The sequence below is a fragment of the Enterobacter sp. BIDMC109 genome, from assembly GCF_001037885.1.
GTDB lineage: Bacteria > Pseudomonadota > Gammaproteobacteria > Enterobacterales > Enterobacteriaceae > Enterobacter > Enterobacter hormaechei_C.
In genome coordinates this window covers 3602723-3624984 of sequence record NZ_KQ090002.1, presented here as the reverse complement: position 1 = coordinate 3624984, position 22262 = coordinate 3602723, and the positions used below count along the sequence as shown (strand labels likewise).

The 22262-nt window shown below is 53.2% G+C and carries 18 protein-coding genes and 1 pseudogene; 6 read left to right on the top strand and 13 right to left on the bottom strand.

Annotated elements, in window-relative coordinates:
* Positions 1 to 4: 4 nt before the first annotated feature.
* The 13 genes and pseudogenes from SK62_RS17110 to thpR form a co-directional block, all read right to left on the bottom strand.
* Positions 5 to 580, bottom strand: a complete 576-nt coding sequence (locus SK62_RS17110; RefSeq protein WP_015572703.1) for a fimbrial protein — start codon at positions 578 to 580, stop codon at positions 5 to 7.
* 28 nt (positions 581 to 608) lie between these two features.
* Positions 609 to 3199 (bottom strand): annotated as a pseudogene (locus tag SK62_RS17105) (outer membrane usher protein).
* An 81-nt stretch (positions 3200 to 3280) separates the two neighbouring features.
* Positions 3281 to 4024 (bottom strand): fimbrial chaperone, encoded by a 744-nt coding sequence (locus SK62_RS17100; protein ID WP_015572704.1) that lies wholly within the window; start codon positions 4022 to 4024, stop codon positions 3281 to 3283.
* An 81-nt stretch (positions 4025 to 4105) separates the two neighbouring features.
* Complete coding sequence (locus SK62_RS17095; protein WP_032103200.1) at positions 4106 to 4714, bottom strand: fimbrial protein; 609 nt, start codon at positions 4712 to 4714, stop codon at positions 4106 to 4108.
* Positions 4715 to 4991: 277 nt separating this feature from the next.
* On the bottom strand, positions 4992 to 5372 hold the full coding sequence (gene panD, locus SK62_RS17090; RefSeq protein WP_003856284.1) for an aspartate 1-decarboxylase: 381 nt from the start codon (positions 5370 to 5372) through the stop codon (positions 4992 to 4994).
* 32 nt (positions 5373 to 5404) lie between these two features.
* A complete protein-coding gene (gene panC / locus SK62_RS17085; protein ID WP_047718807.1) occupies positions 5405 to 6256 on the bottom strand; it encodes a pantoate--beta-alanine ligase in 852 nt (283 codons plus the stop codon).
* A gap of 11 nt (positions 6257 to 6267) precedes the next feature.
* Complete coding sequence (gene panB, locus SK62_RS17080; protein WP_015572705.1) at positions 6268 to 7059, bottom strand: 3-methyl-2-oxobutanoate hydroxymethyltransferase; 792 nt, start codon at positions 7057 to 7059, stop codon at positions 6268 to 6270.
* Positions 7060 to 7182: 123 nt separating this feature from the next.
* The gene (gene folK, locus SK62_RS17075; RefSeq protein ID WP_015572706.1) at positions 7183 to 7662 is read right to left on the bottom strand and encodes a 2-amino-4-hydroxy-6-hydroxymethyldihydropteridine diphosphokinase; all 480 of its coding nucleotides are present in this window, start codon (positions 7660 to 7662) and stop codon (positions 7183 to 7185) included.
* Positions 7659 to 9056 carry a polynucleotide adenylyltransferase PcnB gene (pcnB, locus tag SK62_RS17070; protein WP_026080645.1) on the bottom strand — a complete coding sequence of 466 codons (1398 nt, stop codon included), beginning with the start codon at positions 9054 to 9056 and terminating at the stop codon, positions 7659 to 7661. Before pcnB ends, folK begins: the two co-directional genes overlap by 4 nt.
* A gap of 42 nt (positions 9057 to 9098) precedes the next feature.
* Positions 9099 to 9989 carry a tRNA glutamyl-Q(34) synthetase GluQRS gene (gene gluQRS / locus SK62_RS17065; RefSeq protein WP_047718804.1) on the bottom strand — a complete coding sequence of 297 codons (891 nt, stop codon included), beginning with the start codon at positions 9987 to 9989 and terminating at the stop codon, positions 9099 to 9101.
* Between the two features lie 59 nt (positions 9990 to 10048).
* The gene (dksA, locus tag SK62_RS17060; RefSeq protein WP_001155232.1) at positions 10049 to 10504 is read right to left on the bottom strand and encodes an RNA polymerase-binding protein DksA; all 456 of its coding nucleotides are present in this window, start codon (positions 10502 to 10504) and stop codon (positions 10049 to 10051) included.
* A gap of 176 nt (positions 10505 to 10680) precedes the next feature.
* On the bottom strand, positions 10681 to 11385 hold the full coding sequence (gene sfsA / locus SK62_RS17055) for a DNA/RNA nuclease SfsA (protein ID WP_017694492.1): 705 nt from the start codon (positions 11383 to 11385) through the stop codon (positions 10681 to 10683).
* Positions 11375 to 11929 carry an RNA 2',3'-cyclic phosphodiesterase gene (thpR, locus tag SK62_RS17050; RefSeq protein ID WP_003856249.1) on the bottom strand — a complete coding sequence of 185 codons (555 nt, stop codon included), beginning with the start codon at positions 11927 to 11929 and terminating at the stop codon, positions 11375 to 11377. The genes sfsA and thpR overlap by 11 nt, the downstream gene beginning before the upstream one ends.
* Positions 11930 to 12002: 73 nt before the next feature.
* On the opposite strand from thpR, the gene hrpB reads away from it, so the two are divergent.
* The 6 genes from hrpB (at position 12003) to SK62_RS17020 (ending at position 22238) form a co-directional block, all read left to right on the top strand.
* The gene (hrpB, locus tag SK62_RS17045; protein ID WP_047718803.1) at positions 12003 to 14432 is read left to right on the top strand and encodes an ATP-dependent helicase HrpB; all 2430 of its coding nucleotides are present in this window, start codon (positions 12003 to 12005) and stop codon (positions 14430 to 14432) included.
* Between the two features lie 152 nt (positions 14433 to 14584).
* Positions 14585 to 17110 carry a bifunctional glycosyl transferase/transpeptidase gene (mrcB, locus tag SK62_RS17040; RefSeq protein WP_047718802.1) on the top strand — a complete coding sequence of 842 codons (2526 nt, stop codon included), beginning with the start codon at positions 14585 to 14587 and terminating at the stop codon, positions 17108 to 17110.
* 272 nt (positions 17111 to 17382) lie between these two features.
* Complete coding sequence (locus tag SK62_RS17035) at positions 17383 to 17991, top strand: fimbrial protein (RefSeq protein WP_017383750.1); 609 nt, start codon at positions 17383 to 17385, stop codon at positions 17989 to 17991.
* 43 nt (positions 17992 to 18034) lie between these two features.
* Entirely contained in the window at positions 18035 to 18748 is a 714-nt protein-coding gene (locus tag SK62_RS17030; RefSeq protein ID WP_047718801.1) for a fimbrial biogenesis chaperone, read from the top strand.
* A 20-nt stretch (positions 18749 to 18768) separates the two neighbouring features.
* On the top strand, positions 18769 to 21246 hold the full coding sequence (locus tag SK62_RS17025) for a fimbria/pilus outer membrane usher protein (protein ID WP_047718800.1): 2478 nt from the start codon (positions 18769 to 18771) through the stop codon (positions 21244 to 21246).
* 44 nt (positions 21247 to 21290) lie between these two features.
* Positions 21291 to 22238 carry a fimbrial protein gene (locus SK62_RS17020; protein WP_223259294.1) on the top strand — a complete coding sequence of 316 codons (948 nt, stop codon included), beginning with the start codon at positions 21291 to 21293 and terminating at the stop codon, positions 22236 to 22238.
* The last annotated feature ends 24 nt before the right edge of the window (positions 22239 to 22262 follow it).

The window sequence follows — 22262 nt, the reverse complement described above, 5'->3', positions numbered from 1 at the left end:
CCAATTACTCGTAGCTAAATTCAAAAGTCGCAGTAGCCTCAAAATCACCAACTGTCATGCTATTAACTTTGGTTTCACGTATTGTGGCTACTAAAGGAACTTCTTTATTCTGGATTTCTGTTGCACTCCAGACCAGTCGCTTAGCATCATCGTCAGAGTTGATGATAAAAGGGGCCTCCGGTGCGCTGGCTCTGGCAATTTCAACAGCAGAGAAATCTGCGCCTCCATCGGCTTTTGGTTTTTGATTAACAAGGCCGCTAAGCAAATAACCCGATTGGCTTCCTTTTACCGTGGCTTTCAGTGAGGTCAGAGAGGCCGGGCATTCAACAATCACAATTTTGAAATTGGCATTTGCGGTGCCAGCTTTGACATCGTCGAGACGCACCTGGCCGCCGTTACCAATGAGCAGTGTTTGATCCGTATCGGAACCCGTACCGCCCATCAGTTTCATATCACAAGTGGTTTCACGGATATTGGCCGTAAAGTTAACATCGAGATTCGTGCCCTCGGCGAGCGCCGAACCTGATAACGCCAGCATCGTTACGGCAACGACTGACAGGCTATAAAGATTTTTTTTCATACAAACTCTCGTCTATTTTCCCGAATAATTACATCTGGCACACTTGATTGCTGAGCACCGTTGTAAGTCCTACTTTTTGAGCATGTGATGAGACGTTATAATGCACGTCACATTTACTGTCTTTATCGCTTCCCCAGACAACATGAAGCGTGCCTTCATCCTCAACGCCGCGGACATAGGCTTGCCCCGCCTGTCCCACGGTGCCAATAGATTCATTTTTTTCATTTAAAACATCAGCGCCTAAAGGAATAAATCCGTTATCGGTGCGCTTAAGTTCTAAAATTAATGAACGACCTTCATCGGTTGCAAAATCAACCAGCACAACGGAACCACTGCGGGGAACCGTAATTTCACTGGTGTTTTTAATTTCAACGTCGTTTTCCAGCGTGCTGATATCAAGGTATACGCGGTTTTCACGGTAGGCAGACATATAAGGCAGAATGCCATAGCCGGAACTGCCTATTTCGCTGTTACCAAAGCCGATACCGGCGCCTTTCGCACCACTCGCTTTGACCAGTGCCAGCGCATCGTTGTCACCAATACTCCCTGGCGCAAATGCAATACCTCCTGAATGGATGACCATGCCACCGTTATAGGAGGCAGAATATTGTTTACTGTTGTCATCACCAAAAGAGGCAGATAACCCCAGCGGGCCATATTCACTGTTATAGGACCCGTAGCCGCTTATCTGATTCAGGTCACCATAATTACCACTGTTTGACGAGGCGCTAACGGAATAACTCACCTTATTATCTTGCGTATTTCCACCCGCGGACGTGTTAAAACTTGTGCCGCCTTTAAGGTCGGAACGTAATCCCATATTGATGTTCGAGAATCCACCGGCATTCCCTCTATCTTTTGAGAATACACTTAATGGAATGCTTAGGCTTAAATAAACGCTGTCGTCTTTCTTGCCGTTCTGATCATAGGTTCGCTGTATTGACAAGCTGTAGCTGCCGTAGGTGAAGCTATTGTTATACCCAATATTGTAATTGGAAGTAGAGCCCGTCGCGTTCCAGTAATCCTGCCAGGTGCCGCTTACATACAGGGAGCCAAAATTGTCTTCTCCGGAGGTCAGCGGTTGGTTAAGACTAATTTGCACCTGGTTTTTGGTGCGCTGATAGTCTGCATATAACGCTTCGTTTGAGTCATAGCTACGGTTTGAGTACTTCTGGTGCCTAATACTGTCCTGAAGTTGCGCCGCATCGTTAAGCGTCAGGTAGTCTTCCGTCGAGAAACGATAAGCCGCAACGTTAAAGGAAGTATTCGTCGACTCAATCATTTTGCTGTAGGTTAAACGATAACTTTGCCCGCTTAATTTATCCAGCCCCTCAATATCTGCATAAGATTGCGTAACGTCGAATGCAAACGCACCAACAGGGGTGTTCATTGCCACGCCGAGAATACCGGCATAAAAATCCATGTCGGTATATTGCGCGCCAATATAACCCGTGAACGTATTATTCAGGCCATAGTAAAGCGTACCGTAACCCACTTTAGGCGCATCAATAAGTGACTCATCATTTAACTCACCTAAACCGACGTCCCAGCGAGAGGCTCCCGGACGGAGCATCTGCGTGACGGATGAAAAGGGTACGGTAAAGGAGCGTTTGCTGCCATCAGCTTCTTCAATCGTTACCAGTAAATCATTTCCGTAACCTGTGGTACTCAGGTCGTTTATTTCAAACGCGCCTGGTGGCACCGAGGTTTCATAAATCTTATTGCCGCTCTGCGTGACGCTGACCTTCGCGTTACTGTTCGCGACACCCCGAATGACAGGCGCGTAGCCTGTGGACCCCATTGGCAGCATGCGATCGTCACTGTACATGCGTGCGCCGCGCAGGCTCATAGAGTTAAATGCCTCGCCACGCGTGTAAGAGTCGCCGATGACAAACTGGGCACTCAACGGTGTGATATCGCGCTGCAAATAGACATCCTGACTGGAGTATTTTGTGCCGCTATCTTTGTCCCAGTTAAAATTGCCACGCGAGCGCAGGCGCCATGGCCCCATATTCAGGCCATAGCGTAACCCTACATATGCACTTTCTGATGTACTGCCGTTGTTCTCGCTACGCCAGCCGTTCATGTCATAAGAGAGCAGAGCGGCAGGAATCCCGTTATCCCACAACGATGGATCGACATAGCCCGCCGGGCGTTTCGCACATAAATCTGGGGAAAATTTAAATCCATAGCCTGCTTGCCACTGTCATAGCTAACCGTAGCGCCAGCGAAAGATTTTTTAATATCGACGCAGGTTTCATCGTCTTCCGGTCCGTCAGGCAATGTGCTGGTGTCGACACCCGATTGTGACAGCAGCAGTTTTGTTATGCACGGGGTCGCACGAGGTGTTCCGTTATCTTTAAACGTGACCTCCACGGTGGACTTCAGTTTACCGTTCAGGTTGATCTTAGTGCGATAGGTCCCCGGTAAAACCGGGTTGCCATGTGAAAAACGATTAATATCAATATTAGCGCTGCCATTTAAAAGAAATTGATCGTTAAACTCGACCTCTTCTTCATTATCAGGCAGATCTTTTGCTGGCGTGATATTTTCTGCACAGGCATAAAAAGGCAATGCTGCACTTATCGTAAGACATAAAAGAGAACGTTTAAATAACATGGCACATCCACTTAATCAGTGCAGAGAGGGTGCTCTCCACAGAGTTAATGCTATTAATTATTATATGTATTAAAGGGTGCTCTATTTTAGTCCCGCTTCGTGATGGTCTGTGCCGCCATAGTCATTAATAGAATCAAACTCTACTTTACCATTTACGGCAGAAGCTAAACCTTTAACCGTCATTGTGGTATCACTGAACGGTGGAACGGCCTTATGATCAACGTCGTATGTTTTTTGACTGGCTTTAATGGTTACCGCCGAAACGGAGACGTTATACGGTGAATTATTATGGGCAACAAGCTTAACCGCGTTTCCTTCTTTTTTCTGCGTCCATGTCAAATGCTCAGCTGCTTCACCTGCCGAGCCTTTTAACCCGTCAGGACGGTAAAAGAATTTTATACGTGTTCTGAATGCCAGCTGAAGCTGGTTAAGATTCTCTTTATCCGCAGCTTTTGATTTTGGTGGAATCTCCAGGACATTGAACCAGAAAAGCGATTCACGATCCTGTGGTAAAGGTGTACCTGTGTAGGTAATACGTACGGATTGGCCTTTTTTCGGGTCAATACGGGATACTGGAGGGGTAATGATAAAAGGAAGCTTTAACTCTTCCGGATTTACGCCATCACGCCCATCATCAAGCCAGGTTTGAACCAAAAGCGGTTTGGTTCCATGGTTATCGAGATTAACAACAACATCCTTCGATGACTGTGGATAGATAATACGGGTGCCGGAAATAACAATATCCGCACTTGCATTCGATGTGGCCAAAACGGCAGTTGCGAGCAATACGGCTTGAAAACTTTTAATGAAGACTGAATGAGACATTTTTTCCACTTCCTTTTGGAATTACACAAGCAATCCCTCATTCATCATGAAGGATTGCTTAATTTAAAGTTTACGAATCTCTTATTCGTAAATCATGGTGAAGGCAACCTGTGCCTGCACGGTACCAGCAGAAACTGGATTACTTGTTGCATCCCAACCCTGACCCTGGGTGTACGCTACGCGGTAGTACAGGTTTCCTGCGCCAGAAGTTTCATCGATGGTTGCTTTCTGGGAGTTGTTAGTCTGGTCAATTTTGATCTGATCGACAGCTGAGTTACCGTCGTTTGACAGCACCAGGTTAACGTTCTTAGCTGAACCCTGAGCATTGCTTGGTGGAACCAGCAGACCGCCTTCGGTAGAAGAGGAGCCAGCCCAGGAAGAGAACTGTGCAGATGCTTTCTTCACAGTTGCGGTATCACAACCGGTCAGTGTAAGGCTGAATTTCTTTTCACCCAGGGTGCTGGTGCTACCCAGTGCGTTTGCGAAATCACGCACAAATACAGTGTCCAGAGTCACGTCAAAATCGTTACCGTTCTGATCGATTTTCTGGTCAAGGGAGACCTGGCAAGTATTGTTAGAAACCATGCCGTGGAAAGTAATAGTGCCGGTGTCAGGATCTGCTGCTACCGCTGAACCCGCAGCCAATACGCTTGCCATAGCAATTGCCAAACCATATTTTTTAGAAATCATTTAAATATCCATATTCGTTGAGTGAATAATAAGTGCCCGTAAGTCTTTTATTTGAAATTAAATTTCGTGGCGAATTATATTGTTAATCTCAATGAAATATAGATGTTGTGCGTGATTTAAACTAAATGAATAGTTTAGTAAATTTAAAATTATTTGTTATCAATGTGATGGGATTGTCTGGTTGTGCGGGGAGAGTTTGAATATTAATTCTATAAATGCTTTTTAAAGACCCATTCATTTAATAAATGCGCAGGAATGGGTCGTGGGATAAATATTATCAGGCAACCTGTACCGGAATCGCCTTCGCGGTACGTTTCATCTCATTGTCGCCTTCAAAGTAGGCTACTTTTGGCTGCCAGCGACGCGCTTCTTCGTCAGACATCATGACAAAGCTGGCGATAATCACGATATCGCCTACGTCCGCGCAGTGCGCCGCCGCCCCGTTGACGGAGATGATTTTGGACCCGCGCTCAGCGGCAATGGCGTAGGTAGAGAAGCGTTTGCCGTTATTTACGTTCCAGATATCAATGGCTTCGTTTTCGAGAATACCCGCCGCGTCGAGAAAATCCTGGTCGATCGCGCAGGAGCCTTCATAATGCAGGTCGGCCTGAGTGACTTTCACACGATGAAGTTTACCTTGCAGCATTTTGCGAATCATTACGTTTACCTTTCATCTTCCGGGTAGAAAAACTACGCCAGCTCAACCACTTTGTTATCGATAAGGCGGGCCTGGCCGAGCCATGCCGCCACCAGAATTACCGCACGTTTGCTGGTCTCTGTAAGTGCCAGAAGCGTATCGGCATCCCGAATTTGAACGTCGTCAGCACGAAGACCTTTCTCGTTCAGCGCCTGTTCAGCCAGGGCGATGATCTCTTCTGCTGTTAACTCTTTTGCCAGCAGTTGCTCTGCCATGGTATTCATGACTTTGCTTAAGCCCGGCGCAATTTTACGCTGTTCGGCGGTCAGATAGCCGTTACGGGAACTGAGCGCCAGGCCATCTTTCGCGCGTACAATCGGCACGCCGACGATCTCGATGTCGTAGCCCATGTCGGCAACCATTTTGCGGATCAGCGCCAACTGCTGGAAATCTTTCTCGCCAAAGCAGGCGATGTCCGGCTGCACAAGGTTAAACAGCTTGCTGACGATGGTGGAGACGCCACGGAAATGGCCCGGGCGGCTGGCGCCCTCCAGCATGGTCGAAATACCCGGCACGTCGACGTAGGTCGATTCAGTGGTACCCTGGGGATACACATCTGCGGGTGCCGGTGCGAAGACGATATCCGCATGACGTTTTTTGAGCTTCTCGCAATCTTCCTGCAAGGTACGTGGGTAGCGCGCCAGATCGTCTTCGCGATCGAACTGCATCGGGTTAACGAAGATACTAACTACCACGATATCTGTCCGGGCTCTCGCTTCATCGACCAGCTTCATATGGCCATCGTGCAGGTTGCCCATGGTTGGGACAAGGGCGATACGTTTACCTTCCTGACGCGCCCGACGAATATGCTGACGCAGCAGCGGCAGGGTTTCTATGATTAGCACACCTGGACTCCTTAATGGAAACTGTGTTCTTCGCCCGGATAAACGCCGGACTCAACCTCGGCAATATACTGCCGCACAGCAGCACGCATGTCGCCTGCTTCTGACAGGAAATTTTTAGCAAATTTTGGAATATGGCCGCCGGTGATCCCAAAGGCGTCGTGCATGACCAGAATCTGGCCATCGGTGACGTTACCCGCGCCGATGCCGATCACCGGAATCGACAGCGCCTCAGTGATACGCTTAGCCAGCTCAACCGGCACACACTCCAGCACCAGCAGCTGCGCGCCCGCGGCTTCCAGCGCCACGGCATCATCAAACAGCGTCTGCGCCGCATCGCCTCGGCCCTGCACCTTATATCCGCCAAAGATGTTGACCGACTGCGGCGTCAGCCCCAAATGACCACAAACCGGCACGGCGCGGTCGGTGAGCATTTTCACCGTATCGACCAGCCAGGCGCCGCCTTCGATTTTGACCATATTGGCGCCGGCGCGCATCACTGTCGCCGCATTTTCGAAGGCCTGCTCCGGGGTGGCATACGCCATAAACGGCAGATCGGAAAGCAGCAGGCAGGCGGGGGCACCCCGGCGCACGGCGCGGGTATGGTAAGCAATATCCTCGACCGTGACCGGCAGAGTGGAATCATGTCCTTGTACCGTCATCCCTAACGAGTCTCCGACCAGCATGACGTTGATCCCTTCTTCGGCAAACAGTTTTGCGAAGCTGTAGTCATACGCGGTGATAGTGGCGAAGCGTTTTTTTTCCTGTTTGCATTTCTGCAATAAGGAGATGGTGGTTGGTTTCATACTGTTTCCTGATGGCCCAAAAGCGAATCTTTGCGCATTCTAACAGTAACATTTGAGGGAACAATGATTTTAGGCAATCGATTAACCGCAAATAAGGAATGGTTAATCGATGCGGAGGCGGGATTACCAGCGGGCCGGTTTATCCGCGTTGAGATTTTGCAGAACGGCTTGCAGTGAGGAGCCGTCAGGGAAGGTGAGATCGGGCGCGACTTCAAACAGCGGCCAGAGCATAAACCCACGGTTTTTCATGTCGTAATGCGGAACGGTGAGGCGTTCGGTGTTAATCACCTCGTGACCGAAAAGCATAATATCGAGATCGAGCGTGCGCGGTCCCCAGCGTTCGGCTTTGCGGACGCGACCCTGCTGTAGCTCAATACGCTGGGTATTATCCAGCAGCGTTTCTGCGTCAAGGGTCGTTTCCAGCACCACGGCGGCGTTCAGATAATCAGGCTGATCCTGCGGGCCAAGCGGCGGCGTACGGTAAAATGAGGACAGCGCGACGATGCGGCTTTGGGGGATCTCTCCCAGAGCCTGCACGGCAGCGTTAACCTGCTCCAGCGGAGAGGCCAGATTGCTGCCGATGGCGATATACGCAAGGGTCATGCCGTGCCTTCACGACGCGGTGCGCGTTTGCGCGGGCGACGGTGACGACGGCGCGGTGCCGGTTCATCATCCAGATCCGTAAGCATATCTTTTTGCTCCGGTGGCGCAGAAACCTGAAACTCGCCCCACCACTGCGCCAGGCGCTGTAGTTCCGGGTTCCTTTCAACTTCAGCACGCAGAGAGAGCAGATCGAACGCGGCGCGGAACTTAGGATGCTCCATCAGCTTCCAGGCGCGTTTACCCTGACGGCGGGACATACGCAGCTGAAGCTGCCAGATATCACGCACCAGCGTGGTAATACGTTTCGGGATCGCCAGCGTGCGACAGCCTTCGTCCAGCACGTCGTTTGCCGCCAGCGCGAACGCATCATAATAGGCGAGACCGCTCTCCTGGGTAATGCGCTGCGCCGTTTCCAGCAGCGGATACCAGAACATGGCCGCGAACAGGAACGCCGGATTCACGCGCATATCGTTATGAATACGGGTATCGGTGTTCTTCAGCACCTGCGCAATTATCCGCTCCATTGCGCTGTCACCGTTTTCGGTGAAGTAGCGGGTAATGGTCGGGAACAGCGGCTGGAACAGGTTGTATTCACGCAGCAGGTTGTAGGTTTCAAACCCGTAGCCTGCCTGGAGCAGCTTTAACGACTCCTCAAACAGACGGGCAGGGGGCACGTCGTTGATCAGCGTTGCCAGACGCGGGATCGGCTCTGCGGTTTCCGGGCTGATACGCATGTTCAGCTTGGCGGCGAAACGCACGGCGCGCAGCATTCGGACCGGATCTTCGCGATAGCGCGTTTCCGGCGTGCCGATCAGGCGAATCAGGCCGTCTTTCAGATCCTGCATACCGCCGACGTAATCGCGCACGGTAAAATCCGCCACGCTGTAGTAAAGGCTGTTGATGGTGAAATCGCGACGCTGAGCATCTTCTTCAATAGAGCCGAAGATGTTGTCACGCAGCAGCATGCCGTTTTGGCCGCGCTGGGAAGTCGTGCGATCGTTAACGCCCGCTTCGTGGTGACCGCGGAAGGTCGCCACTTCAATAATTTCCGGTCCAAACATCACGTGCGCCAGACGGAAACGGCGGCCAACCAGACGGCAGTTGCGGAATAATTTACGCACCTGCTCAGGCGTGGCGCTGGTCGTCACGTCGAAATCTTTTGGTTTTTTGCCCAGCAGTAAATCGCGCACCCCGCCGCCGACGAGATAGGCCTCGTAGCCTGCTTTATTCAGACGATAGAGCACCTTGAGGGCATTTTCACTGATATCTTTGCGGGAAATATTGTGCTGCTCACGCGGAATGACCGACATGTGTGGCTGTGCAATAGCGTCGTTCGCCATGCTCTCTTCGCGGCTCAGCACTTTACGGCAAAAATTAGCGACTCGGGTAAAAATAGTACACCTCGTAGTGTGTTTTGTTATCAAAAAAGCGGCTAATCATAGCTCAGCGCAACGCATTTGAGAATGCTGGATTTTTGGCACGGCCATAAGCGTCCAGTCAGCAATGGCCGTTTTCAGCAATTCATCCAGACTCAGATCCTGCCATTCCTGCGTTACATTCTGGTTGAGAAATCGCAGCGCGTCGATCAAAACCGGGCGCGGATCGCCGTCAGGCAGCGCCGGGGCATGATTCTGTTTCGATAGCTTATTTCCCTGTTCATTGACTGCCAGCGGCAGATGGATGTAATCCGGCACCGCCCAGCCAAACTGCTGGTAAAGCGATATTTGCCGCACGGTAGGCTCAACCAGATCCGCCCCGCGCACGATTTCCGTAACGCCCTGGAAATGGTCATCGATAACCACCGCCAGGTTATAGGCAAACAAACCATCACGACGGTGAATAATAAAATCTTCACGCGCCAGGCGTTCATCCGCCTGAATTGTTCCTGAGAGTACGTCGGTAAACTGCGTCACCGGAGTACGCTGTATCAGCCGCACGGCGGCATTCTCAGGACCGTTGTGCCGCGTACGGCAGTGGCCGTCATAAACGCCACCTACGCTCTGAATACGCGCCCGCGTGCAGGTGCAGTTATAGGAAAGGCCCTGTTCAGCAAGCCACGCCAGACGTTCACGGTAGGCATCATGGCGTTGAGACTGCCAGAGTACGTCGTCGTCCCAGTGAAGACCGTAATGTTCCAGCTGACGCAGAATAGTTTCTGCTGCACCGGGAACTTCACGTGGAGGATCGATATCTTCAATGCGGACCAGCCATTGACCCTGGCGGGCGCGAGCCTGTAGGTAGCTGCCGAGCGCGGCAATTAATGAGCCGAAGTGTAATTCACCGGAGGGAGATGGCGCAAAGCGCCCGATATAGTGAGATTCAGACATATCAACGGTAACAAGGCGGGAGAGACTCCCGCCTTAGCTGAGTAGTGAGAGGGCAGGCGTTAGCCGGCCATCTGTTTTTCGCGGATTTCTGCCAGCGTTTTACAGTCGATGCACAGATCGGCTGTTGGACGCGCTTCCAGGCGACGAATACCGATTTCAACACCGCAGGATTCGCAGTAGCCAAAATCTTCGTCCTCGACCTTCTTCAGCGTTTTTTCGATCTTTTTGATCAGTTTGCGCTCGCGGTCACGGTTACGCAGTTCGAGGCTGAACTCTTCTTCCTGAGCGGCACGGTCGACCGGGTCCGGGAAGTTAGCAGCTTCATCCTGCATATGTGTAACGGTGCGATCGACTTCATCCCTGAGTTGATTACGCCATGCTTCAAGAATACGCTTGAAGTGCGACAGCTGGGCTTCGTTCATATACTCTTCGCCCGGCTTCTCTTGATACGGCTCCACCCCAGCGATGGCGAGAATACTCAGGGACGATGTTTTACGGTTTTGCCCTTCTTGCATGTTGCTTCTCCTTAACACGCACTATCGATCCCCGTGTTGGGGGAAAAATCAGGTCGCTATAAATAGCAGATGCTTTTCCGTATGGCAATTATCTAAACGTAACACTTGACAACCCTGTGAGGAAAAGCGTATTTGCGCACGCGGCCAGAACACTTATTAGTCAATCGTCTAATCCCTTATAAGACAATGGGAAGAGAGGATCTCAGAGTCATATTATCGGCAGAAAGTTCCGCTTTATAAGCGAAAATCTCTACCCCCTGCTTTTGTGCCTCATTCAACAATTGCGCGTATTTAGGATCAATATGACGGGCCGGGGAAAACCGTTCAATGGCTGAATGCAGAACCGCAAACAGCAACACGGCGCGCTTGCCCGCCGCCGCTACACTCATTAGCTCTCGCAGATGCTTCTGGCCACGTAGCGTTACCGCATCCGGAAAGAAGCCGTTTTCCTGTTCCGCTAACGTCACTGATTTTACTTCAATATAGCACTCAGGGCGGTCTTCCGCCTGTAACATAAAATCAATTCTGCTGCCTTCATCGCCATATTTCACTTCGCTTTTTTGCGTGCCGTAACCCACCAGTTCAGGAAGCATTCCATTTGTCAGGGCTTCCTTAACCAGCTGATTTGCGCGCAGGGTATTCACGCAAATAAATGCCCCGCTTTGCGTCTCGGTCATTTCCCAGGTATGAGGATATTTGCGTTTAGTATTTTCTGATGTGGAATACCAGACCGTGTCACCCGGCGTGGCGCAACCGGTCATGGCGCCGGTGTTAGGGCAGTGCAGCGTGAGCGTTTCGCCCTCAGGGGTGATCACGTCAGCGAGAAAGCGTTTGTAACGCTGGATCAGCGTGGCGGGCTGGAGTGCAGGGCTAAACTTCATCAGGATTCCTTAACGTGTCGCCCAGCGTCCAGCGCTGAAGCGGAGTATAGCGGGTGCGTCCTTGTACAAAGGCAGATTCGTACAGCGCAAATTCATTCACCTGAAAGGACCAGTGAAAGCCCGGTGGCGGGATGGCAACGGCCTGACCCGCATCGCGCAGCAGGGTAATGTGGGGATGAAACGGCTGTGGGCTCTGATAACAGCCGCTTCGCGCGGCCTGCGCCCGCAGCATGTTGGCGAGCTGTAGCAGTCCGCGAGGGGGCTGCCGCGTCCCCAGCCAGACCACCCGAGAGCGCAGCCATTGCCCGGCATCGTCAAGATGCAGCGTAAATCCCGGCTGCGAAATGCGTCCGGCCATTGCGCTTAACGCGCGCTGCTTTTCAGCGCTTACTTCACCAAGAAAGGCTAACGTCAGGTGCATATTGGCGGCGACGACGGGGCGGCCCGCTTCCGCGGGGAAGTGGCTGGCGCGCCAGCGAACAATCTGCCGTTGAAGCGTGGTGGGTAATTCAATGGCGAAGAATAGCCGTTTTGACTCAGACATGCGCAAGACTCGGTAATGATATGCGCCGATGCTACAATGTACGCCGATTAATGTTAACCCTCTGGAGCCGTAAGTGTCCTCTTTGCCCGTTGCCGTCGTCCTTCCTGAGCTTCTCGCAGCCTTAGAACATGCGCCACAGGTTTTGCTCAGCGCGCCCACCGGAGCGGGTAAATCCACCTGGCTGCCCCTGCAAATTCTGCGCGAGGGGAGCATCAGCGGGAAAATTATCCTGCTGGAGCCACGCAGGCTGGCCGCGCGCAATGTGGCGCAGCGCCTGGCGGAACTGCTGAATGAAAAACCGGGCGAGACGGTAGGGTACCGGATGCGCGCCGAAACCTGCGTTGGACCGTCCACGCGGCTGGAGGTGGTCACCGAGGGTATTCTCACCCGTATGCTGCAAAACGATCCGGAGCTGACCGGCGTCGGGCTGGTGATCCTTGATGAATTTCACGAGCGCAGCCTCCAGGCCGATCTGGCCCTTGCGCTGCTGCTCGACGTTCAGCAGGGGCTGCGCGACGACCTTCGGCTGCTGATTATGTCGGCGACGCTGGATAACGAGCGGCTCCGGCAGACGCTCCCTGACGCGCCGATGGTCTCCTCTGAAGGGCGTGCGTTCCCGGTCGAGCGCCGCTATCAGCCGCTGCCTGCCCATCAGCGTTTTGACGAAGCGGTTGCCATCGCCACCGCCGAATTGCTCCGTCAGGAACCCGGCTCGCTGCTGCTGTTTTTACCCGGCGTAGGCGAAATCCAGCGCGTACAGGAGCAGCTGGCATCCCGGGTGAACGGTGACGTTATGCTGTGCCCGCTCTACGGCGCGCTGCCGTTGGCTGACCAGCGCAAGGCGATCCTTCCCGCACCGGCAGGGCAGCGCAAAGTGGTGCTGGCAACCAATATCGCGGAAACCAGTTTGACCATCGAAGGCATTCGCCTGGTGGTGGACAGTACGCAGGAGAGGGTGGCCAGTTTTGATCCGCGTACCGGGCTGACCAGGCTACTGACGCAGCGCATCAGCCAGGCCTCAATGGTGCAGCGCGCAGGGCGAGCAGGGCGTCTTGAGCCGGGTATTTGCCTGCATTTAACCAGCGCCGAGCAGGCGGAGCGTGCGGCATTGCAGAGCACGCCTGAGATTTTACAAAGCGATCTCTCCGGGCTGGTGATGGATCTGATGCAGTGGGGCTGCCCGGACCCTGACCAGCTCACCTGGCTTAATCCTCCGCCTGTCGTGAACCTTTCCGCTGCGCGCAGCCTGCTGACCCAGCTTGGCGCGCTGGAAGGCGAGCGACTGACGGCGCGCGGCCAGAAAATGGCGGCGCTGGGCAACGATCCGCGTCTGGCGGCAATGCTGGTGGCAGCACAGGGCGACGATGAAATTGCCACGGCGGCAAAACTGGCGGCTATTCTTGAGGAGCCGCCGCGCGGTGGCAGCAGCGATCTGGGACAGGCCTTTTCTCGCCATCAGGGAAACTGGCAACAACGCGCGCAGCAGCTGTGTAAACGCCTGAATTGCCGGGGCGGTTCGCCTGACAGCGATAAAGTTATCCCTCTGCTGGCCCAGGCCTTCCCGGACAGGATCGCTCGCCGTCGCGGGCTGGATGGTCGCTATCAGCTGGCAAATGGGATGGGCGCGATGCTGGACAGCGATGACGCCCTGACGCGTCACGAATGGCTGATCGCGCCGCTCTTGCTCCAGGGCAGCCACTCCCCGGACGCGCGTATTTTACAGGCGGTTGCCGTGGATATTGACGCGCTGACGCGTGCCTGCCCGCAGCTGCTTCAGCAATCTGACATCTTGGAATGGGATGATGCCCAGGGCACGCTGAAGGCGTTCCGTCGTAGCCAGATTGGCAAACTGACGCTCGGGACGAAACCGCTGGCGAAGCCGTCGGAGGAAGAGTTACACCAGGCGATGCTGAACGGCATTCGGGAAAAAGGGCTGAGCGTACTGAACTGGACGCCGGAGGCCGAACAGTATCGCATTCGCCTGCATTGCGCCGCGAAGTGGCTGCCGGAACAGGGGTGGCCAGCGGTGGATGATGAGACGCTGCTCGCGACGCTTGAACAGTGGCTGTTGCCGCAGATGAACGGCGTACACTCGCTGCGCGCCCTGAAGGCGCTTGATGTTAAGTCAGCGTTACAGAATTTACTGGACTGGTCGTTACGTCAACGTCTGGATAGTGAACTGCCTGGGCATTACACTGTGCCAACCGGGAGCCGGATTGCCATTCGTTATCATGAGGATAATCCGCCGGCGCTGGCGGTTCGGATGCAGGAGATGTTTGGTGAGGCCACCACGCCGTCCATCGCTGAAGGGCGCGTGCCGTTAGTGCTTGAGCTGCTTTCGCCTGCGCATCGTCCCTTGCAGATCACCCGCGATCTGGGGGCGTTCTGGGCGGGGAGCTATCGTGAAGTGCAGAAAGAGATGAAAGGGCGATATCCCAAACACGTCTGGCCGGACGATCCGGCGAATACCGCGCCGACACGGCGCACGAAGAAATATTCGTAATGGATCGAAAAGGGGAGTGCGGCCTGATGCCCTCACCCCGGCCCTCTCCCACGGGGAAAGGGAGAAACAAACTTTGAGAGATTTCTTCTTTCACTGACCTGTGCAAGATAAGAAAATCTGGCCTTTGCGCCTGAATGTTGCGGAGAAAAAGCATGGCGGGGAATGACCGCGAGCCAATAGGACGTAAGGGAAAGCCGACGCGTCCGGCGAAAGAAAAGGTAAGCCGTCGTCGCCTCAGAGATGAGGAGTATGACGATGACTATGTAGACGATTATGAGGATGAAGAACCGATGCCACGTAAAGGGAAAGGCAAAGGGCGTAAGCCTCGTGGTAAGCGCGGCTGGTTCTGGTTGCTGCTGAAGCTGTTCATTGTTTTTGTTGTCCTGATCGCGATTTACGGCGTTTATCTGGATCAGAAGATCCGCAGCCGTATCGACGGGAAAGTCTGGCAATTGCCTGCGGCAGTGTACGGCCGCATGGTGAACCTTGAGCCGGACATGTCCATCAGCAAGAACGAGATGGTGAAGCTGCTGCAAGCCACGCAGTATCGTCAGGTCACGAAAATGACCCGTCCGGGTGAATTTACCGTCCAGGCGAAAAGCATTGAGATGATCCGCCGTCCGTTCGACTTCCCGGACAGTAAAGAAGGGCAGGTGCGCGCGCGTCTGACCTTTGACGGCGATCGTCTGGAAACCATTGAGAACATGGATAACGATCGCCAGTTCGGTTTCTTCCGTCTCGATCCGCGTCTCATCACCATGCTGTCGTCCGCAAACGGCGAACAGCGCCTGTTCGTGGCGCGTAATGGCTTCCCGGATCTGCTGGTAGATACCCTGCTGGCAACCGAAGACCGCCACTTCTACGAGCACGACGGTATTAGCCTTTACTCCATTGGTCGTGCGGTACTGGCGAACCTGACTGCCGGGCGTACGGTGCAGGGGGCAAGTACCCTGACCCAGCAGCTGGTGAAAAACCTGTTCCTCTCCAGCGAGCGCTCTTACTGGCGTAAAGCCAACGAAGCGTACATGGCCGTGCTGATGGATGCGCGCTACAGCAAGGATCGTATTCTTGAGCTGTACATGAACGAGGTGTACCTCGGTCAGAGCGGTGACAACGAGATCCGCGGCTTCCCGCTGGCGAGCCTGTACTACTTTGGTCGTCCGGTAGAAGAGCTGAGCCTTGACCAGCAGGCGCTGCTGGTGGGCATGGTGAAAGGCGCGTCGATCTACAACCCGTGGCGTAACCCGAAACTGGCGCTGGAGCGACGTAACCTGGTGCTGCGTCTGCTGCAACAACAGCAGGTGATTGACCAGGAGCTGTACGACATGCTGAGCGCGCGTCCGCTGGGCGTTCAGCCGCGCGGTGGGGTGATCTCTCCGCAGCCTGCCTTTATGCAGATGGTGCGTCAGGAGTTGCAGTCTAAGCTCGGGGATAAAGTGAAAGATCTCTCCGGCGTGAAGATCTTTACCACCTTTGACTCCGTGGCACAGGACGCCGCAGAAAAAGCGGCGGTAGAAGGTATTCCGGCGCTGAAAAAGCAGCGTAAGCTGAGCGATCTGGAAACCGCGATGGTAGTGGTTGACCGTAACACCGGCGAAGTTCGTGCCATGGTGGGCGGTGCTGAGCCGCAGTTTGCGGGCTATAACCGTGCCATGCAGGCGCGTCGTTCAATTGGTTCACTGGCAAAACCGGCGACCTATCTGACCGCGCTGAGCCAGCCGAATCTTTATCGCCTGAATACCTGGATTGCCGATGCGCCAATTTCCCTGCGCCAGCCTAACGGCCAGGTTTGGTCACCGCAGAACGATGACAGACAGTTCAGCGGCCAGGTCATGCTGGTGGATGCGTTAACCCGCTCGATGAACGTGCCAACGGTTAACCTCGGAATGGCGCTGGGCCTGCCGGCCATTACCGACACCTGGCAGAAGCTGGGGGTACCGAAAGATCAGCTGCACCCGGTGCCAGCGATGATTCTGGGGGCGCTTAACCTGACGCCAATCGAAGTGGCGCAGGCGTTCCAGACCATCGCCAGCGGCGGTAACCGTGCTCCGCTTTCCGCTCTGCGTTCGGTGATTGCCGAAGATGGCTCCGTGCTGTATCAGAGCTTCCCGCAGGCAGAACGTGCAGTTCCGGCGCAGGCGGCCTATATGACGCTGTGGACCATGCAGCAGGTTGTCCAGCGCGGTACAGGCCGTCAGCTGGGAGCGAAGTATCCGGGCCTGCATCTGGCGGGTAAAACCGGGACCACCAACAACAACGTCGATACCTGGTTCGCCGGTATTGATGGTCGTGAAGTGGTCATCACCTGGGTGGGGCGCGATAACAACCAGCCGACCAAACTGTATGGCGCGAGCGGTGCGATGTCGATTTACCAGCGCTACCTGGCCAACCAGTCTCCGGTGCCGCTGAACCTGGTTGCCCCGGAAGATATCGTTGATATGGGCGTGGACGCATCGGGCAACTTTATTTGCGGTGGCGGGATGCGTACGCTGCCGGTCTGGACGACTAACCCGGATGCGCTGTGTCAGCAAAGTCAGCCAGAAGAACCGACAGGTAACCCGTTCGATCAGTCTTCTCAACCCCAGCAGCCGCAGCAGCAACAGCCGCAGCAGCAGAATGAGAAGAAAGACAGCGACGGTGTCGCCGGCTGGATCAAGGACATGTTTGGCGGAAACTAATTAGTTTCCTGAATAAAAGGCCGCTTAATGGTTAAGCGGCCTTTTTTTATGTTTACATTCATTTATATTTAAAATTATTAAATTTAAAATGTAGAATTATTAATTTTTGCTTTTTTTCATCTAAAACAGAAAGTTGTGTCCGATTATTCGGGCATTATCATTTTGCGATCTAGACGTGATGAAGAATAATCTGATTAAATCCTCCCCAGAAATTTACTGACCTCACAGGATATTCCTTAGAGGACTTCCCAACATTTTTGTATATATCAAGAATGGATATCTTCATCATCACATATAAGGATATTGTTATGAGTAAATATGTTGTTTCAACGGTGCTGGCCAGCACGTTTATGGCTGCACTTTCTCTGCCGGTATTTGCAGCGAATGATTCTGGTACGGTAAATTTCGCCGGAAAAATTGTGGCGGATACCTGTGAAATTGATGTTGATGGCTCGGGGTCCAATACTTCCACCGTCACATTTGCAGATACTTATCCTTCTGATTTTGGTACTGACGGTCAGGTCGGGACGTCGAAGGCCTTTAAGATTGAAGTGAAAAAATGTGATCCGCTGGTTGCCAAACTGAACCTCAAGTTCAGCGGCACCACAACGGATGCGGAATACAAGCGCCTGAAGAACGATCTTTCCGGCGCTGGCAATGCGACCAACGTTGGCATCATTGTCAGTAATGAAAATGGGACTAAGGGGGACGTGGTTTTCAACGGATCAGAACCGGAAGCCGGTACCGATGTTGCGAACGATGCCACTGGCGCCACAGCATCTGTCTTTAATTACACCGCGAAAGTTATTCAGGTTGGTGATAACAAACCAACAGCAGGTCACTACTCCTCATCTGCAACGTTCGAGGTTGTTTATCGCTAAATCTATTTTGGCAGCCTGAAAGGGCTGCCTTCTGGAACGTAGTATGAATTATTTATTAAAATTGTTAGGTGGATGTTTGATTATCTCTTGCTGTTCAGTACAGGCAAGTGTGGTTCTCGGTGGCACGCGAATTATTTATCCATCGAATAAATCCGAAGTACAAATAGCACTAAAAAATAAAGACCCTCATACTCGATATCTGGTGCAAAGCTGGGTGAGTTACCCCAATGATGCAAAAGCACCTTTCATCATTACGCCGCCTGTCTATAAATTACAGGAAAATCGTCAGACCCTTTTGCACATCATTTTTACCGGCGATAAAAAAAATCTGCCCGCAGATCGCGAATCTTTATTTCTGGCGAATGTGAAATCCGTCTCGGCGTTATCACCTGACTTAAAAGACAAGAATACGCTGCAATTCGCGATGAAAACGCGTCTGAAGCTGTTCTGGCCTCCTGCTGATTTGAAAGAAACCGATGCGCTACAAGCCTATGAAAAAATCACCTTCCGCCGCCAGGGGAACAAGCTCATTGCGAAAAACCCAACGCCGTTTTACGTCTCCTTTGGCGAGCTGGCCGTGGGCGGGAAAAGTGTCCCTGTGACTGACACAAAAACCACGCCGGGGGCAATTTCAATGATGGTCGCACCTTTCAGCGAGCAATATTTTTCTGTGCCTCAATCTGCAAACGGGCCCGTGACGTGGACTGCTATTAGCGATTTCGGCGCGCAAACCTCCCAGCGCAAGCAGGCTCTTTAAACACACAATGCTGGTACCCTATGTCGTCATCTCCACTCTACAAACAGATTCTGAAGGGAATCGCGTTAGCGCTGCTCGCGATGATCCAGCCTGTGAGTGCAGATGACGAATTTAACCTGCGGATCCTCGAGATGGACACTCCGCTGGAAAACACCTCAACGCTAAAAAATTTCATCAATGATAATGGCTTACTGCCGGGAAACTTTCTGACGACCATTATGTGGGATCGGGATGTTCTGGATAAACGCACGGTGAGTTGGATCTTGTCTGACGATAAGCAGCGCCTGTTACCGGAGCTGACCAAAGCGGATCTGCGTGCATTAGGGGTAAAAGTCGACACGATCCCGGATATGAAAGATCTGGATGATGCGGTGATAATCGATGACATCTCCCATTTTATTGATAATGCCCGCTACGATTACGACCAGGATAATCAGACCCTCAAGCTGGTGATCCCGCAAAAATACCGCGATCAGGCTGCGGCCGGGGCTATCGAGCCTAAATTCTGGGATGACGGTGCTCCCGCCGCCTGGACAAGCTACCAGTTTAGCGGCTCTCAGCAGCACTACCGTTCTGGTGAAACGTCATCTGCATGGCTTGGTCTGGAGTCGGGGATCAACCTCGGGGCGTGGCGGTTGCGTAACAACAGCACCTGGAGAGACAACGCCGGTTGGGATGCAATCGCCAGTACGCTGCAACGTGATATCAAAACCCTGCAAAGCCAGCTTGAGATAGGCCAGACGTACACTAACGGCGAGCTTTTCGACAGCGTCCAAATGACCGGCGTGAAGCTGGAAACGGATACTTCCATGCTGCCCACCAGCCAGCAGGGGTTTGCCCCCGTGGTGCGTGGTATCGCAAATAGCGATGCAAAAGTCACCATCAGGCAAAACGGCTACACCATTTATCAAAGCAACGTCTCCCCGGGGCCATTTGAGATCCGCGATTTAAGCCAGGTCACATCCGGCGCGGATCTGGAGGTGACGGTGGAAGAGGCCGACGGCAGCGAACACAGCTTCATCCAGGCCAGTGCATCGGTTCCGGTGCTACAGCGGGAAGGAGCATTTAAATATTCGCTGGCGGCAGGGCGTTATCGCGGTAATGAAGGTGAGGACGAGCCCCCTTTTCTGCAAGGGACGGTCATTTACGGCCTGCCTTATGGCGTAACAACATACGCCGGCGCGCTCGTTGCATCGTCGTATCAGGCTATGCTGGCGGGAACAGGGGCCGATCTTGGCCGTTTCGGATCGGCATCCGTGGATGTGACCGCCGCCCGTACGGCTTTTGATGATGGACGAGATGATGCCCGCGGGATGTCATGGCGTGCGCAGTATTCCAGGGATATTCCGGATACAGACACCACCGTGACGCTTGCCAGCTACCGTTATTCCACCTCAGGGTTTTATACCTTTCAGGAAGCTGTCGACCAGCGTGACAGCGAGATTGACGATGGGATTTATACCTATCGGCGAACCAATAATCGGCGCAGCCGCATGCAGGTTAATCTTTCCCAACGCGTTTCGGACTGGGGATCGGCTTACCTTAATGGCTATCAGCAGGATTACTGGAACATGGCGGGACACGAGCGCAGCGTCAGTGCGGGGCTAAGCTCCGGCTGGCGCGGTATAACCTGGTCGGTAAGCTACAGCCTGACGCGTACGCCGGACGCCAATACCGATCGGCAAATGGCGTTGATGGTCAACGTACCTCTTTCACGCTGGCTAGCGAACGCATGGTCAACTTACAGCGCCAACACTGCCAGCGGTGGATTCGTTTCGCATCAGGTAGGGATCGGCGGCACGGCACTTGAGAACAATAACCTCAGCTATAACCTCCAGCAGACCTATGCCAGTCAAGATACTGGCTATGGCGGCAGCGTATCCGGGCGCTACCGGGGATCTGCCGGTGATGTCGGGCTGGGGTATAACTACGGGGGCGATAACCGACAGTGGAACTACAGCGCGCAGGGTTCAATTGTTGCGCATGAACATGGAGTAACCCTGGGGCAATCCGTCCGCGACGCCTTTGCCATTGTCCATATCAAAGATGGCGATAACGTCAAAGTACAGAACGGGCGAGGGATCTACACCGATCGCTTTGGTAACGCGATTGTCCCTTCCCTGACGGCCTACCGGAAAAACGGTATTACGGTCAACACCCAGGATCGTGAAGATATTGAAATTGCCGCCGCTACCCAGGATGTTGTCCCAACAAAAGGCGCGGCCATCTCAGCGAATTTTGATGCACGAGTGGGGAAGCGTGCGCTTATCACGCTGCTTTTCCACGGCAAGCCGGTACCTTTCGGCGCCATTGTCACGCAGGAAAGTGCAACGGCTATCGTCGGTGATGAAGGAGAAGTCTGGCTTACCGGTCTGCATGAAGCGGTTTCCCTGAATGTGCAGTGGGGTGACGGGCGCGATCAACGGTGTGCGTGGGCGGGGGATCTCCCTCCCGGGCGCTCAGCAACTATTTTGAAAATGACGGTAAATTGCCAATGAGGCGTAGCAAAGAACTATTCATCAGCGCAATGGCTGGCCTAATCATGCTGTTTTCAGCTCCGGCCTTCGCAACTTGTACATTTACGGGAGGCGGAAGTAGCGGGGGAATTGTTACCTTCAACATTCCCGCTGTCATACAGCTTGAGCCAGACGTTCAGGTCGGTACCATTATTTATGACGCCAGCGTGGAATCAGGTGAAATTGCGCAAAGATGTGATGGTGATTCCGTTCGGGTACGTAGAGGCTATCTCTCATTGAGTGATGCTGATGCACGTGAAGATGTTTTACCCGGAGTGTATAAAACCAACGTGGCCGGGATTGGCATTCGCGTTGCAGCGTCTACAACCCAGTTCCCCAGCTATACCGAAGAAGACATTATCAGGCCGGAAACTTATCTTGGCACGATCAGAAGCTTTTCAACGAATTACAATTTCCGGGCTACCGCTCAGTTGATCGTTATTGGTGAAGTCGAAGAGGGCGATCTTAATACGTCCCTGTTAACCTCACATGAAACTTACGATAACGACGTGATAGGCGAAATTCGCTTTTCACCAACCAGTGTGCACATTACGACAAACACCTGTAACCTGGCGGATAAAAACATCTACGTGCCGCTAGAAACGGTCAATGCGCACGATTTTAACGGTCAGTATTCTGACATCCTGACCGACAGTCGTTTCAGGATTGATATTACGGACTGCGCCGCCGGGACAAAAATTGATTATCAGTTCACCAGTGCAGGGTCGACTGGCGTAACGGATGGCAATATCCTCAATATTGCTACCGGAGACAACGCTGCAAGCGGCGTAGGCATTCAAATCCTCGACAAGAACGATGCGGTGTTACAGTTCGACCAGAGCTACACGGCAATAACCCGTACCCAGGACAACGTCCCGGTTGAGATCCCACTCAAAGCCCGTTACATCAAAACGGGAGAGGTTAAAGCCGGGAAAGTCGACGCCGTCGCGACTTTCGAACTCTTCTATCGTTAAGCCCACCGGCCCGTTTCGGCGGGC

Excerpts from the sequence above, each read along its gene's own strand:
- SK62_RS17110 (WP_015572703.1), bottom strand. The coding sequence starts at position 580 with ATGAAAAAAAATCTTTATAGCCTGTCAGTCGTTGCCGTAACGATGCTG.
- SK62_RS17100 (WP_015572704.1), bottom strand. The coding sequence starts at position 4,024 with ATGTCTCATTCAGTCTTCATTAAAAGTTTTCAAGCCGTATTGCTCGCA.
- SK62_RS17095 (WP_032103200.1), bottom strand. The coding sequence starts at position 4,714 with ATGATTTCTAAAAAATATGGTTTGGCAATTGCTATGGCAAGCGTATTG.
- panD (WP_003856284.1), bottom strand. The coding sequence starts at position 5,372 with ATGATTCGCAAAATGCTGCAAGGTAAACTTCATCGTGTGAAAGTCACT.
- panB (WP_015572705.1), bottom strand. The coding sequence starts at position 7,059 with ATGAAACCAACCACCATCTCCTTATTGCAGAAATGCAAACAGGAAAAA.
- folK (WP_015572706.1), bottom strand. The coding sequence starts at position 7,662 with ATGACCCTTGCGTATATCGCCATCGGCAGCAATCTGGCCTCTCCGCTG.
- gluQRS (WP_047718804.1), bottom strand. The coding sequence starts at position 9,989 with ATGTCTGAATCTCACTATATCGGGCGCTTTGCGCCATCTCCCTCCGGT.
- dksA (WP_001155232.1), bottom strand. The coding sequence starts at position 10,504 with ATGCAAGAAGGGCAAAACCGTAAAACATCGTCCCTGAGTATTCTCGCC.
- sfsA (WP_017694492.1), bottom strand. The coding sequence starts at position 11,385 with ATGAAGTTTAGCCCTGCACTCCAGCCCGCCACGCTGATCCAGCGTTAC.
- thpR (WP_003856249.1), bottom strand. The coding sequence starts at position 11,929 with ATGTCTGAGTCAAAACGGCTATTCTTCGCCATTGAATTACCCACCACG.
- mrcB (WP_047718802.1), top strand. The coding sequence starts at position 14,585 with ATGGCGGGGAATGACCGCGAGCCAATAGGACGTAAGGGAAAGCCGACG.
- SK62_RS17035 (WP_017383750.1), top strand. The coding sequence starts at position 17,383 with ATGGATATCTTCATCATCACATATAAGGATATTGTTATGAGTAAATAT.
- SK62_RS17030 (WP_047718801.1), top strand. The coding sequence starts at position 18,035 with ATGAATTATTTATTAAAATTGTTAGGTGGATGTTTGATTATCTCTTGC.
- SK62_RS17025 (WP_047718800.1), top strand. The coding sequence starts at position 18,769 with ATGTCGTCATCTCCACTCTACAAACAGATTCTGAAGGGAATCGCGTTA.
- SK62_RS17020 (WP_223259294.1), top strand. The coding sequence starts at position 21,291 with ATGCTGTTTTCAGCTCCGGCCTTCGCAACTTGTACATTTACGGGAGGC.